This is a genomic window from Streptomyces sp. NPDC104309, assembly GCF_055584025.1.
On sequence record NZ_JBVJMV010000013.1, the window covers coordinates 185,427 to 198,779 of the forward strand.

Annotated in this window: 12 protein-coding genes; 8 read left to right on the forward strand and 4 right to left on the reverse strand. The window is 67.1% G+C overall.

Annotated elements, in window-relative coordinates; genetic code table 11:
- Positions 1-127: 127 nt before the first annotated feature.
- The 8 genes from ACZ68L_RS20930 to pknB all read left to right on the forward strand — a co-directional run bounded on the left by ACZ68L_RS20930 (position 128) and on the right by pknB (position 9,914).
- Positions 128-1,000 (forward strand): FhaA domain-containing protein, encoded by an 873-nt coding sequence (locus ACZ68L_RS20930; RefSeq protein WP_469579020.1) that lies wholly within the window; start codon positions 128-130, stop codon positions 998-1,000.
- A 10-nt stretch (positions 1,001-1,010) separates the two neighbouring features.
- Positions 1,011-1,526 (forward strand): FHA domain-containing protein FhaB/FipA, encoded by a 516-nt coding sequence (locus tag ACZ68L_RS20935; RefSeq protein ID WP_469579022.1) that lies wholly within the window; start codon positions 1,011-1,013, stop codon positions 1,524-1,526.
- Between the two features lie 129 nt (positions 1,527-1,655).
- Entirely contained in the window at positions 1,656-3,152 is a 1,497-nt protein-coding gene (locus tag ACZ68L_RS20940; RefSeq protein ID WP_469579024.1) for a Stp1/IreP family PP2C-type Ser/Thr phosphatase, read from the forward strand.
- 23 nt (positions 3,153-3,175) lie between these two features.
- Positions 3,176-4,594, forward strand: a complete 1,419-nt coding sequence (locus ACZ68L_RS20945; RefSeq protein WP_469579026.1) for an FtsW/RodA/SpoVE family cell cycle protein — start codon at positions 3,176-3,178, stop codon at positions 4,592-4,594.
- Entirely contained in the window at positions 4,591-6,048 is a 1,458-nt protein-coding gene (locus tag ACZ68L_RS20950) for a peptidoglycan D,D-transpeptidase FtsI family protein (RefSeq protein WP_469579028.1), read from the forward strand. Before ACZ68L_RS20945 ends, ACZ68L_RS20950 begins: the two co-directional genes overlap by 4 nt.
- A 232-nt stretch (positions 6,049-6,280) precedes the next feature.
- Positions 6,281-6,697, forward strand: a complete 417-nt coding sequence (locus ACZ68L_RS20955; RefSeq protein WP_469579030.1) for a hypothetical protein — start codon at positions 6,281-6,283, stop codon at positions 6,695-6,697.
- 646 nt (positions 6,698-7,343) lie between these two features.
- Positions 7,344-7,745 carry a hypothetical protein gene (locus ACZ68L_RS20960; RefSeq protein ID WP_469579032.1) on the forward strand — a complete coding sequence of 134 codons (402 nt, stop codon included), beginning with the start codon at positions 7,344-7,346 and terminating at the stop codon, positions 7,743-7,745.
- Between the two features lie 183 nt (positions 7,746-7,928).
- On the forward strand, positions 7,929-9,914 hold the full coding sequence (pknB, locus tag ACZ68L_RS20965; protein WP_469579034.1) for a Stk1 family PASTA domain-containing Ser/Thr kinase: 1,986 nt from the start codon (positions 7,929-7,931) through the stop codon (positions 9,912-9,914).
- Between the two features lie 361 nt (positions 9,915-10,275).
- On the opposite strand, the gene ACZ68L_RS20970 is transcribed toward pknB, so the two are convergent.
- The 4 genes from ACZ68L_RS20970 to ACZ68L_RS20985 are packed head-to-tail and all read right to left on the reverse strand — an operon-like array spanning position 10,276 to position 13,303.
- Positions 10,276-11,004, reverse strand: a complete 729-nt coding sequence (locus tag ACZ68L_RS20970) for a class E sortase (protein ID WP_469579036.1) — start codon at positions 11,002-11,004, stop codon at positions 10,276-10,278.
- 27 nt (positions 11,005-11,031) lie between these two features.
- Entirely contained in the window at positions 11,032-12,489 is a 1,458-nt protein-coding gene (locus ACZ68L_RS20975; RefSeq protein WP_469579038.1) for a class E sortase, read from the reverse strand.
- On the reverse strand, positions 12,486-13,124 hold the full coding sequence (locus ACZ68L_RS20980) for an aminodeoxychorismate/anthranilate synthase component II (protein WP_376274372.1): 639 nt from the start codon (positions 13,122-13,124) through the stop codon (positions 12,486-12,488). Before ACZ68L_RS20980 ends, ACZ68L_RS20975 begins: the two co-directional genes overlap by 4 nt.
- Positions 13,121-13,303 carry a hypothetical protein gene (locus tag ACZ68L_RS20985; RefSeq protein ID WP_351072028.1) on the reverse strand — a complete coding sequence of 61 codons (183 nt, stop codon included), beginning with the start codon at positions 13,301-13,303 and terminating at the stop codon, positions 13,121-13,123. Before ACZ68L_RS20985 ends, ACZ68L_RS20980 begins: the two co-directional genes overlap by 4 nt.
- Between the last annotated feature and the right edge of the window lie 50 nt (positions 13,304-13,353).

Genomic DNA, 13,353 nt, shown 5'->3' on the forward strand with positions numbered 1-13,353 from the left:
CGCCTCTACGATCCGTGTGAGAGGTGACACTCATCCACAGGGCAGACAAGGGGAACCAGCCGATTTCCCGACGCGTGGATACGATCAGTAAGCAGTACAGGGACGACTACGACGGAGGAGGTGCCCCATGGGAGTCATGAAGCGTTTCGAGCAGCGTCTCGAAGGTCTGGTCAACGGCACCTTCGCCAAGGTCTTCAAGTCCGAGGTCCAGCCGGTCGAGATCGCGGGAGCCCTCCAGCGCGAGTGCGACAACAACGCAACGATCTGGAACCGCGAGCGAACCGTCGTCCCGAACGACTTCATCGTCGAGCTCAGCACCCCCGACTACGAGCGACTCAGCCCGTACTCCGGCCAGTTGGGCGACGAACTCTCCGGCCTGGTCCGCGACTACGCCAAGCAGCAGCGGTACACCTTCATGGGCCCTATCAAGGTCCATCTGGAGAAGGCCGACGACCTCGACACCGGGCTCTACCGGGTACGCAGCCGCACCTTGGCGTCGAGTTCGTCACAGCAGCAGGAGCCCCAGGGCCGGCCAGGACAGCACGGCCAGCCCCCGTCTCCGGGCCCGGGGCGTACCCCGCAGCCCACCGGTGGCTACGGCTACCCACCCAGCTCCGCCCCGCCCATGCCCGCGGCCCCGCCGCCGGGCGCCGGCAGGCCCGGAACGCCCAGTACCGACCGGCACCCGCCGGCCGGACCCAGCCCCCTGCCGAACGCGCAGGTGCGGCGCTGGATCGAGATCAACGGCACCCGCCATCAGATCTCCCGCCCGACGCTGGTGCTGGGACGCAGCACCGAAGCCGACGTGCGGATCGACGACCCCGGCGTATCGCGTCGGCACTGTGAGATCCGGACCGGAACGCCCTCGACGATCCAGGATCTCGGGTCCACCAACGGCATCGTGGTGGACGGGCAGCACACAACCCGCGCTACGCTCCGCGACGGCTCGCGGATCGTCGTGGGCAGCACCACCATCGTTTACCGGCAAGCCGAAGGGTGAAGCGGGGGCAATGTCAGAGCTGACCCTGACGGTCATGCGGCTAGGTTTCCTGGCTGTTCTGTGGCTGTTCGTGATCGTGGCCGTCCAGGTCATCCGCAGCGATCTGTTCGGAACGCGCGTCACGCAGCGCGGCTCACGCCGCACCGCGACCGACACACGACCGCAACAGACGCGTCAGAATGCCGCGGCACCACCACCGCAGCGCCAACAGCCCGGCCGCCAGCGCCGGGGGGCACCCACAAAGCTGGTCGTCTCCGAGGGCACCCTCACCGGAACCACGGTGGCGCTCCAGGGACAGACCATCACGCTGGGCCGGGCCCACGATTCAACGATCGTCCTGGACGACGACTACGCGTCCAGCAGGCATGCCAGGATCTACCCCGACCGTGACGGCCAGTGGATCGTCGAGGATCTCGGGTCCACCAACGGCACGTATCTCGACCGGACCCGACTCACCACCCCGACACCTGTTCCGCTTGGCGCGCCGATCCGGATCGGCAAGACCGTCATCGAGCTGCGGAAGTAGTACGACAATGAGCGAGCGGAGCGAGCGAGTCGCGGCGGCCCGGGCAACGGACCCGGCCCGGCTCCCGACCGGAGGGTGGGCAGTGTGGCTCGAGACCGGCTGTACCCCGAGCCGACGGGCGAGGTGCGTATGAGTCTTTCCCTGCGCTTCGCCGCCGGATCGCACAAGGGCATGATCCGGGAAGGCAACGAGGACTCCGGCTACGCCGGTCCGCGCCTTCTCGCCATCGCCGACGGCATGGGCGGCCAGGCAGCCGGCGAGGTCGCCAGCTCCGAGGTGATCTCCACACTCGTCCAGCTCGACGACGACGTCCCGGGCTCGGACATCCTCACTTCCCTCGCCACGGCGGTCCAGCGTGCCAACGACCAGCTGCGCATGATGGTCGAGGAGGACCCCCAGCTCGAAGGCATGGGCACCACGCTCACCGCCCTGCTCTGGACCGGCCAGCGCCTCGGCCTCGTCCACGTCGGCGACTCCCGCGCGTACTTGCTGCGCGACGGCGTACTCACCCAGATCACCCAAGACCACACCTGGGTGCAGCGGTTGGTGGACGAGGGCCGGATCACCGAGGAAGAGGCCACCACCCACCCGCAGCGCGCCCTGCTGATGCGTGCGCTGGGCAGTGGGGACCATGTCGAACCCGATCTCTCCATCCGTGAGGTCCGGGTCGGCGACCGCTACCTGATCTGCTCCGACGGGCTCTCCGGCGTCGTCTCCCACCAGACGATGGAAGAGACCCTCGCCAGCTACCAAGGCCCCCAGGAGACCATCCAGGAGCTGATCCAGCTCGCTCTGCGCGGCGGCGGCCCGGACAACATCACCTGCATCGTCGCCGACGTCCTCGACGTCGACAGCAACGACACCCTGGCCGGACAGCTCAACGACACCCCGGTCATCGTCGGCGCGGTCGCCGAGAACCAGGCCGCCCAGCTGAACGACGGCAGCGCCATGCAGACCCCCGCCGGACGAGCGGCCGGCCTCGGCCGCCCCGTCCCGCCGCCCGCAGGCGGCTTCGGTCCGCCCGGAAGCGGTGACGGCGTCGGCTACGACGGGATGCCGGACGGCTCCTTCGACGCCTACACCGACGACGACTTCGTCAAGCCCGGCGGCGGCCGCAAGTGGCTCAAGAGGTCCTTCTACGTCGTGCTCGCGCTCGCCGTCGTCGGCGGCGGTCTCTACGGCGGGTACCGATGGACGCAGAACCAGTTCTACGTCGGTGCGAAGAACGAACACGTGGCGCTGTTCCGCGGCATCAGCCAGGACCTGGCGTGGGTCTCGCTCTCGGAGATCGAGAAGGACCACCCCGAGATCGAACTCAAGTACCTCCCGCCCTACCAGCGCAAGCAGGTCAAGGCGACCATCGCCGAGGGCAACCTCGCCTCCGCACGCGAGAAAATCAGCGAACTCGCCGTCCAGGCATCCGCCTGCGAGAAGGACGCCCAGCGACGCGCGGCCGCGAAGGCCGGCTCCGACGAGGGCCAAGCCAGTGGCACGGACTCCGGCGCCGCCAAGACGTCCGGCACCTCCGACACCACCAAGACCAAGCCGACCGCAGCGACTCCCACTCCTGGTCCCAGCCTCTCGGAGGAAGAGAAAAAGCTGGTCCCGCAGTGCGGTAAGCAGTAAAGCCGTAGGGGGCCTTCAGCACCATGAGCGTTGTCACCAATACGACCACGATCGGCGCGATCGACGCACCGAGCCGCCGCAACACCGAACTGGGACTGATGGTCTTCGCCATCGCCATCTCGGTGTTCGCGTACGCCAACGTCGGACTCGCCATCGACGGCAAGCTCCCGTCCGGCATGTTCGGATACGGAGGCGGGCTCATCCTGCTCGGCGGCGTCAGCCACCTCGTGGTACGCAAATTCGCGCCGTACGCGGACCCGCTGCTGCTTCCGCTGGCGACCCTGCTCAACGGCCTGGGGCTGGTGCTGATCTGGCGGCTGGACCAGTCGAATCGGCTGATCTCGCTGGCCAAGTACCAGTACGGCGTCTTCACCCCTTCCGCGCCCAGGCAGCTGATGTACTCCGCGATCGGCGTCGCGCTGTTCGTCGCCGTGTTGCTCGTGCTCAAGGACCACCGCATCCTGCAGCGCTACACGTACATCTCCATGGTCGCGGCACTGATCCTGCTGATCCTGCCGATGTTCTTCCCCGGCAAGTTCGGCGCCAAGATCTGGATCACGATCGCCGGTTTCTCGATCCAGCCGGGAGAGTTCGCCAAGATCATCATTGCGATCTTCTTCGCTGGCTATCTCATGGTGAAACGCGACGCGCTGGCTCTCGCCAGCCGCCGTTTCATGGGTCTGTACCTGCCGCGTGGCCGTGACCTCGGACCGATTCTGGTCATCTGGGCGCTGTCGATCCTGATCCTGGTCTTCGAGACCGACCTCGGCACGTCGCTGCTGTTCTTCGGCCTTTTCGTCATCATGCTGTACGTCGCGACGGAACGGACCAGCTGGATCGTCTTCGGTCTGCTGATGTCCGCGGCCGGCGCGGTCGGTGTCGCCACCTTCGAGCCGCATGTCCAGTCGCGTGTGACCGCCTGGGCCGACCCGTTCGCCTGCTACACGACCGACGCGAGCGGCGCCTGCGAGCAGATCGCCAACGCCATCATGTCCTTCGGATCGGGCGGCACGCTCGGCACCGGCTTGGGCCAGGGCCACTCCGACCTGATCGGCTTCGCCGCCAACGCCGACTTCATCCTCTCCACCGTCGGTGAAGAACTCGGTCTCGCCGGAATGATGGCCGTCCTGCTGATCTACGGTCTGATCGTCGAGCGCGGCGTACGCACCGCCCTCGCCGCCCGAGACCCGTTCGGCAAGCTCCTCGCGATCGGCCTCTCCGGCGCCTTCGCCATTCAGGTCTTCGTCGTCGCCGGCGGTGTCATGGGGCTCATCCCGCTGACCGGTATGACCATGCCGTTCCTCGCAGCCGGCGGCTCGTCCGTGCTGGCCAACTGGGCGTTGATCGCCATTCTGATCCGGATCAGCGACACCGCCCGTCGGCCCGCCCCGGCCCCCGCCCCGTCCTCCGACGCCGAGATGACCCAGGTGGTCCGACCGTGAACAAGCCTCTCCGCCGGATCGCGATCTTCTGCGGCGTCCTCATCCTCGCCCTGCTCGTGCGGACCAACTACCTGCAGTACGTCCGCGCCGACGAACTGAACAGCCGCGACGAGAACCGCCGCGTCCGCATCGAGCGTTACGCGCACGAGCGCGGCAACATCATCGTCGACGGCAACGCCGTCACGGGTTCCGTCGAGACCAAGGGCAGCGACTTCAAGTACAAGCGGGTCTGGAAGAACGGCCCCATGTGGGCCCCTGTCACCGGTTACTCCTCGCAGGCCTTCGACGCGACACAGCTCGAAAAGATCGAGGACGGCATCCTCACCGGCAATGACGACCAGCTCTTCTTCAACCGAACGATGTCGATGTTCACCGGTGAGAAGAAGCAGGGCGGCAACGTCGTCACCACCCTCAACGGCGATGCCCAGAAAGCCGCCTTCAAGGGGCTCGGCGAGAAGAAGGGAGCGGTGGTCGCCCTCGATCCTCGGACCGGCGCGATCCTCGCCCTCGCCAGCACCCCCTCGTACGACCCCTCGGTCTTCGCGGGCAACTCCAACAAGGACAGCAAGGCGCGGCAGGTGCTCCTGGACGACAAGGACAAGCCGATGCTCAACCGGGCATTGCGCGAAACCTACCCGCCCGGTTCGACCTTCAAGGTCGTGACGGCCGCCGCGGCCCTGGAGAACGGCCTCCATTCCGACATCGACGCCAAGACGGACTCCCCGCTGCCCTGGCGACTGCCGCTGTCCACCTCCAACCTCGACAACGAGGGCAACATCCCGTGCAAGGACGCTTCGCTCCGCGAGGCGCTCCGGTGGTCCTGCAACACCGTCTTCGGCAAGATGAGCGACGACCTCGGCAACGACAAGATGATCGAGGAAGCGAGCAAGTTCGGCTTCAACAAGGAGATCTTCACTCCGGTCCGCGCCGTCGCGAGCATCTACCCGAAGGACAACCGGCCGCAGAACGCCATGGCGGGCATCGGCCAGGCCTCCAACCGTGCCACCCCGCTCCAGATGGCCATGGTCGCCGCAGCGGTCGCCAATGACGGCAAGCTGATGCAGCCGTACATGGTCGCCAAACGCCAGGCACCCAGTGTGGACGACATCTACACCCACGAGAAGGAGCAGTTCAGCCAGCCGCTCTCGGCCGAGAACGCTCAGAAGCTCCAGCAGATGATGGAGACCGTGGTCCAGAACGGCACAGGCACCAAGGCGCAGATCCCCAACGTCACGGTCGGCGGCAAGACCGGTACCGCCCAGCACGGCCTCAACAACAGCGAGAAGCCGTACGCCTGGTTCATCAGCTACGCCAAGACCAAGACGGGATCTCCCGTCGCCGTGGCCGTCGTGGTGGAGGACGGCGCCGCGGTCAGCGATGACATCTCGGGTGGTGGCCTGGCCGCGCCGATCGCCCGTGAGGTGATGAAGGCCGTCCTGGCACGCAACAGCTAAGCCTTCCGCACCTCGCTCGCCCACTCGCACCCGGTCGTCGTACGCGTACGGCCGGGTGCGAGCGTGTGCGCACATGATCTCCGTCACACCGGTTGCGGCCTCCTTACCCTTCGAGGTCGGGCTGGTTACGCCCCCGAGATCAGCCGGTTGAGAGGACACAGCGAAGGGCCGCCCGTTCACCAAACGGTCGGCCCTTTTCCATGAACTGGCCAGTTCGGGCAGGGGTACCCCTATGAAGAAGGCATTTTCCCTGCTGATAGCCGGCGTTCCCGCGACCGTGGCCGTCACCATTACGACGGCCACCCCGGCCGGCGCCGACACCTACATGTCCGGAGCAGAGAAGGGCGGCTATGAGCTCTACTTCAACTCGAACAAGAGCAGCGCATGGCAGGGGTGGGCCTGGAACGACCCCGGCTTCTGTGACGACTACTTCACATGCCGGGGCAACCGCAGTGGCTACACCCAGACCATAAAGAACAACGCGGCGCACGTCGTGAACTGGAACAACCCCAGTAGCGCCAAAATTTACTGCACCTCGAACTATCGGGGTGCCTACCAGACGTTCGGCAAGGTGTTCAGCAGCTCCTACGCCGGCCCGCTCAACAGCACGCTGAAGAGCAACAACGCGTCCGCCCAGTACGTTTCGTAATGCCCGTCGGCGAGTTGCCCGGCCTCGGCGGCAACTCGTCGTTCCCACCCAACGACCGGGACACGAATCGGAAATACCACGCTCAGCTCCAGCAGGATGGTCCGCCGTGCGTCCGGCCGTCACCCGGCGGGATCGCCACAACCCTCGTTCTCATGGTCGGTGCGGCGGCCTGCGGCAGCAGCGGCGACGCGGAGAGCCCGGCCCACCCCACGAGGAATGCCTCATCGGTCGTCGAAGAGACGGATCCCGCACCGGTACGGGACATCCCCAAAAACTCTGTGGCACGCGACCTGAAACTGTCTCTCGACGCCTACGTGATCGACGGTGCCCGGTCCCGGCGCATTTTTCCTGGCAACCGAAGAGCTGAAGCAGAAATGCATGCCGGAGCAGGGATTCGGCCATGTTCCCGAAAGGCCCATCCCCGCAGCCGGACCACTCGGAAACGAGCTGTGCTGCGGAAGCGCTGACGCAAAAATCGCCGCCACGTACGGGTACCGGTTCCCGCCAGAACGTGGTCCGAGCGCTCAGAAGAAGCCGCCGTCCGAGAACGGGAGGCTCTTGGACAAGGCATTCAAGGTGCTCACCGGGCTCAAGCCGGCAGAAGCGTCCGAAGGCAACCAGTCTCGGAAACTCCGACCGCGGCTGTGTGAGCGCGGCGGAACGAAAGCCGACGGAAGGCGCCCCGAACATCGGCGATGGAATGGCCGCGCAGATCCTTCCCCAGGAAAGCTTCATACGGTCCATGGGCGACCAACGCTCCAAAAGGGTTTGTGCTTCCTGGTCCGGGTGCATGAAGGAAAAGGGTTTCAACTTCAAGATACCCATGCATCCGGCGAACGAATTCACCGCCGCGGGGCCGCCGACCGCTGCCGAGACATCCACCGCGACAGCAGATGTGGAATGCAAGCAGAAGTTCAATGTCATGGGTATCCGGTATGCAATGGAGACAGCTTACCAAAACGGTGCGAACCGGGAAAATACCAACCAATTGAACAAATTTCGCACATACAACGAGACCACACCGAAAGCCGCATCATCTCTGCACTGACACGTCGGCGCCGCTGCACGGCCCGTCCGGATGTCACACGACCCGCACCCGCCATCGCTCGCCGAGCAGGACCGTTTGTACCGGTCGCGTATCGGCTCCGGACAGCGCCGGGTTTGATTTGCCTCGACGGGTACCGTATTCCAGGCACCCGTACGTGGACGGTTCAGGGAGAGGTCTACCGCTATGGAAGAGCCGCGTCGCCTCGGCGGCCGGTACGAGCTGGGCTCCGTGCTCGGTCGTGGTGGCATGGCCGAGGTCTACCTCGCGCACGACACCCGGCTCGGCCGCACCGTAGCTGTGAAGACACTGCGGGCCGATCTGGCCCGCGATCCGTCCTTCCAGGCCCGGTTCCGCCGTGAAGCCCAGTCCGCCGCCTCGCTCAACCACCCGGCGATCGTCGCGGTCTACGACACCGGCGAGGACTACGTCGACGGGGTCTCCATCCCGTACATCGTGATGGAGTACGTCGACGGGTCGACGCTCAGAGAACTCCTGCACTCCGGCCGCAAGCTGCTGCCCGAGCGCACCCTGGAGATGACCGTCGGCATCCTCCAGGCGCTGGAGTACTCGCACCGCGCGGGCATCGTCCACCGTGACATCAAGCCGGCGAACGTCATGCTGACGCGCACCGGCCAGGTCAAGGTCATGGACTTCGGCATCGCCCGCGCCATGGGCGACTCCGGTATGACGATGACCCAGACCGCGGCCGTCATCGGCACCGCCCAGTACCTCTCTCCGGAGCAGGCGAAGGGCGAGCAGGTCGACGCGCGCTCCGACCTGTATTCCACCGGCTGCCTGCTCTACGAGCTGCTGGCGGTCCGGCCGCCGTTCGTCGGCGATTCACCGGTCGCGGTGGCCTACCAGCACGTACGGGAGGAGCCGCAGCCGCCGAGCAACTTCGACCCCGAGATCACGCCCGAGATGGACGCGATCGTGTTGAAGGCCCTCACCAAGGACCCCGACTACCGCTACCAGTCGGCCGACGAGATGCGCGCCGACATCGAGGCCTACCTTGACGGCCGGCCGGTCGCCGCCACCGCGGCGATGGGCGCCCCCGGTTACGGCGGCTACGAGGGATACGGCAGCGACCAGCCCACCACCGCGCTGCGTGCCGCGGACCAGAACGGCGCGCCCACGTCCATGCTGCCCCCGGTCAACCCGGACGACGGCGGCTACGGCTACGACGACCGCCCGGACCGGCGCCGCCAGAGGAAGAGCAACACCTCGACGATCCTGCTGATCGTCGCGGGCGTCCTGGTGCTGATCGGCGCGATCCTGATCGGCCGGGCGGTGTTCAGTGACAACAAGGGCGGCAGCGGCAAGGTCGATGTTCCGAACGTGGTCGGCTCGACCCTGAAGGAAGCACAGAAGCTCGCGGACACCTCCGACGTCGTCCTCAAGGTCGGCTCGCGCGAACCCTGCGAGGATCAGCCCAAGGGCAAGATCTGCAGCCAGACACCGACCCCCGACGGCAAGATGGATCAGAAGGACACCGTCGAGGTCGTCGTCTCCACCGGCGCCCCCAAGGTCGAGGTCCCGAGCGTCGTGGAGAAGACGGAGGACACCGCCCGCAAGGAGCTTGAGGACAAGGGCTTCACTGTGAACGTCACCACGGTCGAGTCGTCCGACAAGACCGCGGGTACGGTCGTCAAGCAGGACCCCGACGGCGGCTCGAAGGCCGAGAAGAACTCCGAGGTCACGATCACGGTAGCCAAGGAGGCCACCCAGAAGGTGCCGCCCGTGGTCGAACGGGACTACGACGCCGCGGTGGCTCAGCTCAACGGCGTGGGCTTCAAGAACGTCTCCAGGACCGACGTCGATTCGGATAAGCCCGCGGGCCAGGTGATCAGCCAGAACCCGCCTGCGGACTCGATGCAGCCGCTGACCGCCCAGATCGTGTTGACGGTCTCGAAGGGCCCGCAGCAGCCGGAGAAGGCCACCGTTCCCGACCTGCAGGGCCGCACCCTCGCGGAGGCGAAGAACCTGCTTGCTGAGGCGGGTCTGCAACTCGGCCAGGTGACGGGCCCGAACGACGACAACGCGAAGGTCTTCGCTTTCCAGCCCAACGCGAACGAGCAGGTCGACAAGAACAGCGCCGTCACCGTCCAGACCATGCCAGGTGGTGGAGACGGCAACATCTTCGGCGGTCCGTCCGGCCGACGGCACTGACCCCGAACCGCACCGACCACCATCGGGCCCCGGCACCTCAACGGTGACCGGGGCCCTTTGCCGCTCACGTGACGAGTAAGACCGACCGGCACACGGGGCGTGGGAGAAGGAGCGGGGCCGGGTGCGTGCAGCTGCCAGGCGGAGGAGGGAGGCAACACGAAGGGAGCCCCTCCCACGCCCTTCGGGCCATGGGGGAGTCGTCGACCGACGGACGACAACGCCGCAGATGCGCGTGCCCGGCCCCGCGACGCCGCCCCCCACGTGCCGGTCGGTCCAAGCCGCCGGGCCGGCAGGCCACGACAACACAGAGCCCGAAGTCGCCTGGAATGGTTGCGACTTCGGGCTCGACTCGTCGTATCGGCTAACGCAGCTCCGCCGGCTTCGTACGGTGCTTGTCCACCTTTTCGGTACGCACCAGCTCGCCCCACACGATGTAGCGGTACTTCGACGTGTAGACCGGTGTACAGGTCGTCAACGTGATGTAGCGGCCGGGCTTCTTCGCTCCCGAACCCTTCGGCACCGCCTGCAACACGTCGACGTTGTACTTCGACGTCTCGGGAAGCTCCTGGAAGACCTTGTAGATGTACCAGGTGTCCCGGGTCTCGAAGACGACCGCGTCCCCCGTCTTCACCTTGTCGATGTTGTGGAACTTGGCACCGTGCCCGTCGCGGTGTGCCGCCAGGGTGAAGTTGCCCTTCTCGTCCCAGGGGAGAGCCGACTTCACCGGGTCCGTGTAGTAGCCCGCGATGCCGTCGTTGAGGTTCTCCGTGTCGGTGCCCTTCTTGACCAGCACCTCGCCGTTCTCCATCGACGGGACGTGCAGGAAGCCGATGCCGTCCTTGGTGTCCAGCGCGCCCGGTCCACCGGCCCAGCGGTCGCGGACGGTGTGCCCCTGCTTGGTGGCCTCTCGGTCGGCGAGCACATTCGTCCACCAGAGGGAGTAGACGACGAAGAGACCGAGCACCAGGCCCGCGGTGATCAGCAGTTCACCGAAGAAGCTGACCGCCGTCGCGACGGGATGGCGGTCCCTGCGCCGTGACGGGGGCTCGGCTTCACCGACTGGCTCTTCGTGCTCGGTCCTCGCTGTCACCGCACCCGTCCCTGTCGTGATGATGTTTCAGCCGACGAGCGCGTCGGGCTTCCCCTTGCTGCGCGGTCGTTCGTCGACCATCTTGCCCCAGACGATCAAACGGTACGTACTCGTGAATTCCGGCGTACAGGTCGTCAGCGTGATGTACCGGCCCGGCCCGGTGAACCCCGAACCGGGCGGTACCGGGCCGATCACCGAGACATTGGACGGAGATGTCTGCGGAAGAGTTTTCATCGCCTTGTACGTGTAGTACGCATCCTGCGTCTCGACCACGATCAGGTCACCGGGGCGCAGCCGGTTGATGTAGCGGAACGGCTCGCCGTGCGTGTTGCGGTGGCCCGCCAGCGCGAAGTTGCCCTGCTTGGCCGACGGCATCGCGGTGCGCAGCGTGCCCTCGCTGTAGTGGCCGACCATGCCCCGGTCGAGGACCTTCTCCTTACTGATGCCCTCGGCGATCGGAGCGACCACGTCCAGTTTGGGGATGTGGATGATGGCGAATCCCTGTCCCGCTTCGAAGACACCGGGATTGCGGTCGCCCTTCGCCCAGTCGTCCTGGATCTTGTGCGTCTCCTTGCCGGCGTACTGGTCGGCACGCACATTCGTCCACCACAGCTGGTACGTGACGAACAGCAGCATCAGTACACCGAAGGTGATGAACAGCTCCCCGGTGACCCGGCTGGCGACCACGGCCGGGCTGTCCTTGGCCGCGCGCGCCGCCCGCCGTGCCTCGACGCGCGACATCGGCTTCCCGCCCGGCGCGGTGGTCGGCCCCGTGGTCCCCAGGCGCGGTTCGACACGTCGGCGGCCGCGCCCCTTCGCGGCACGTCGGCGCTCGGCACGGCCTCCGGTACGCGGTTCCGGATCGGTCCCCTCGGCCCCGGCGCCCGGTTCCGCGAAGCTCTCCGCGTCGCTCGCCGCCCCCGGTTCCCGCTCCGGCTCGGGCTCGGGTCCGAACCGGGAATCCGGTCCGGGGGTCGACCGCCGGGGCGCCACCGGCCGACCGGCCGGGCTCCGGGGGTCCGCCGTCCGCAGACCGACCGTCGCGTCATACATGGGGGGCGGCGCGAGGGAAGGAGAGACGGGCTCCGCCTCGGGCGCCGGGGAAGGCGTCGGCGCGGGCGTCTGCTGCCCGTACCAGTCCCGTTCGAACCCCTCGGGGTCGTACCACTCCCGCGGGGTCTCCTCGGGGCTCCGCGCCCCCTGAGGAGCCGGTGCCGGTCCCTGTGCTTGCGTCTGCGCCCGTGGCTGCTGATCCGGGGCGCGGTGCTGCCCTCGCCCGCGTCCCCTCTCCTGCCCTGCTCCCGCCGCCTCCGGCGGGATGCCGCCCGACCGGAACCACGGCGAGGCATGCTGCCCCGGCAGCGGATCGTTCAGCGGATCCGCCAGTCCGTCGACCGCCGCCTCGAACGCGCCCGCGGCCTCGTACGCTCCTTGCTCGTACGGGCCGTTCTGTCCGGCGTCATGCTCGGGGCGGAGTGCGGTCACGCGGCGGCCTTGCCCACCACCGGCGCGAGCCCCGCCGATCTCGCTACGGCCTCTGTGTCGCCGCACCGCGCCAGCCAGTTGGCCAGCATCAGATGGCCGTGCTCGGTCAGCACCGACTCCGGATGGAACTGCACGCCCTCCACCGCCAGTTCACGGTGGCGCAGCCCCATGATGATGCCGTCGGCGGTGCGCGCCGTCACCTCCAGCTCCGGCGGAACCGTGTCGGGTTCGGCGGCGAGCGAGTGGTAGCGGGTCGCGGTGAAGGGGGACGGCAGGCCGGTGAAGACGCCGGTGCCCTCGTGGGTCACCAGTGAGGTCTTGCCGTGCAGCAACTCGGGGGCCCGGTCCACCACACCGCCGTACGCCACCGCCATCGACTGCATTCCGAGGCAGACCCCGAAGACCGGGACGCCCGTGGCCGCGCAGTGACGGACCATCTCGACGCAGACACCCGCCTGCTCCGGGGTCCCTGGACCGGGCGACAGCAGGACACCGTCGAAGCCGTCCTGGGCGTGTGCCGTGGTCACCTCGTCGTTGCGCAGCACTTCGCACTCGGCGCCGAGCTGGTAGAGGTACTGAACGAGGTTGAAAACAAAACTGTCGTAGTTGTCCACGACAAGGATGCGGGCACTCACTGGCCGGCCCCCGTCCCGGTCGAGCCGTCGACCGTCACATCGCCGAACGGAAGCAGCGGCTCCGCCCACGGGAAGACGTACTGGAAAAGCGCGTAGACGACGGCCAGCACCAGCACGAGCGAGATGAGCGCGCGCACCCATGCGTTGCCCGGCAGATGCCGCCAGATCCAGCCGTACATGCTGTCCCCTCCATTCGGTACGGGAACCAGACTAGAGGGCCGGGGCAGAA

Bases quoted from the DNA above. Each gene is read 5' to 3' on its own strand.
- ACZ68L_RS20955 (WP_469579030.1), top strand. From the start codon at position 6,281: ATGAAGAAGGCATTTTCCCTGCTGATAGCCGGCGTTCCCGCGACCGTG.
- ACZ68L_RS20945 (WP_469579026.1), top strand. From the start codon at position 3,176: ATGAGCGTTGTCACCAATACGACCACGATCGGCGCGATCGACGCACCG.
- ACZ68L_RS20935 (WP_469579022.1), top strand. From the start codon at position 1,011: ATGTCAGAGCTGACCCTGACGGTCATGCGGCTAGGTTTCCTGGCTGTT.
- pknB (WP_469579034.1), top strand. From the start codon at position 7,929: ATGGAAGAGCCGCGTCGCCTCGGCGGCCGGTACGAGCTGGGCTCCGTG.
- ACZ68L_RS20940 (WP_469579024.1), top strand. From the start codon at position 1,656: ATGAGTCTTTCCCTGCGCTTCGCCGCCGGATCGCACAAGGGCATGATC.
- ACZ68L_RS20930 (WP_469579020.1), top strand. From the start codon at position 128: ATGGGAGTCATGAAGCGTTTCGAGCAGCGTCTCGAAGGTCTGGTCAAC.
- ACZ68L_RS20985 (WP_351072028.1), bottom strand. From the start codon at position 13,303: ATGTACGGCTGGATCTGGCGGCATCTGCCGGGCAACGCATGGGTGCGC.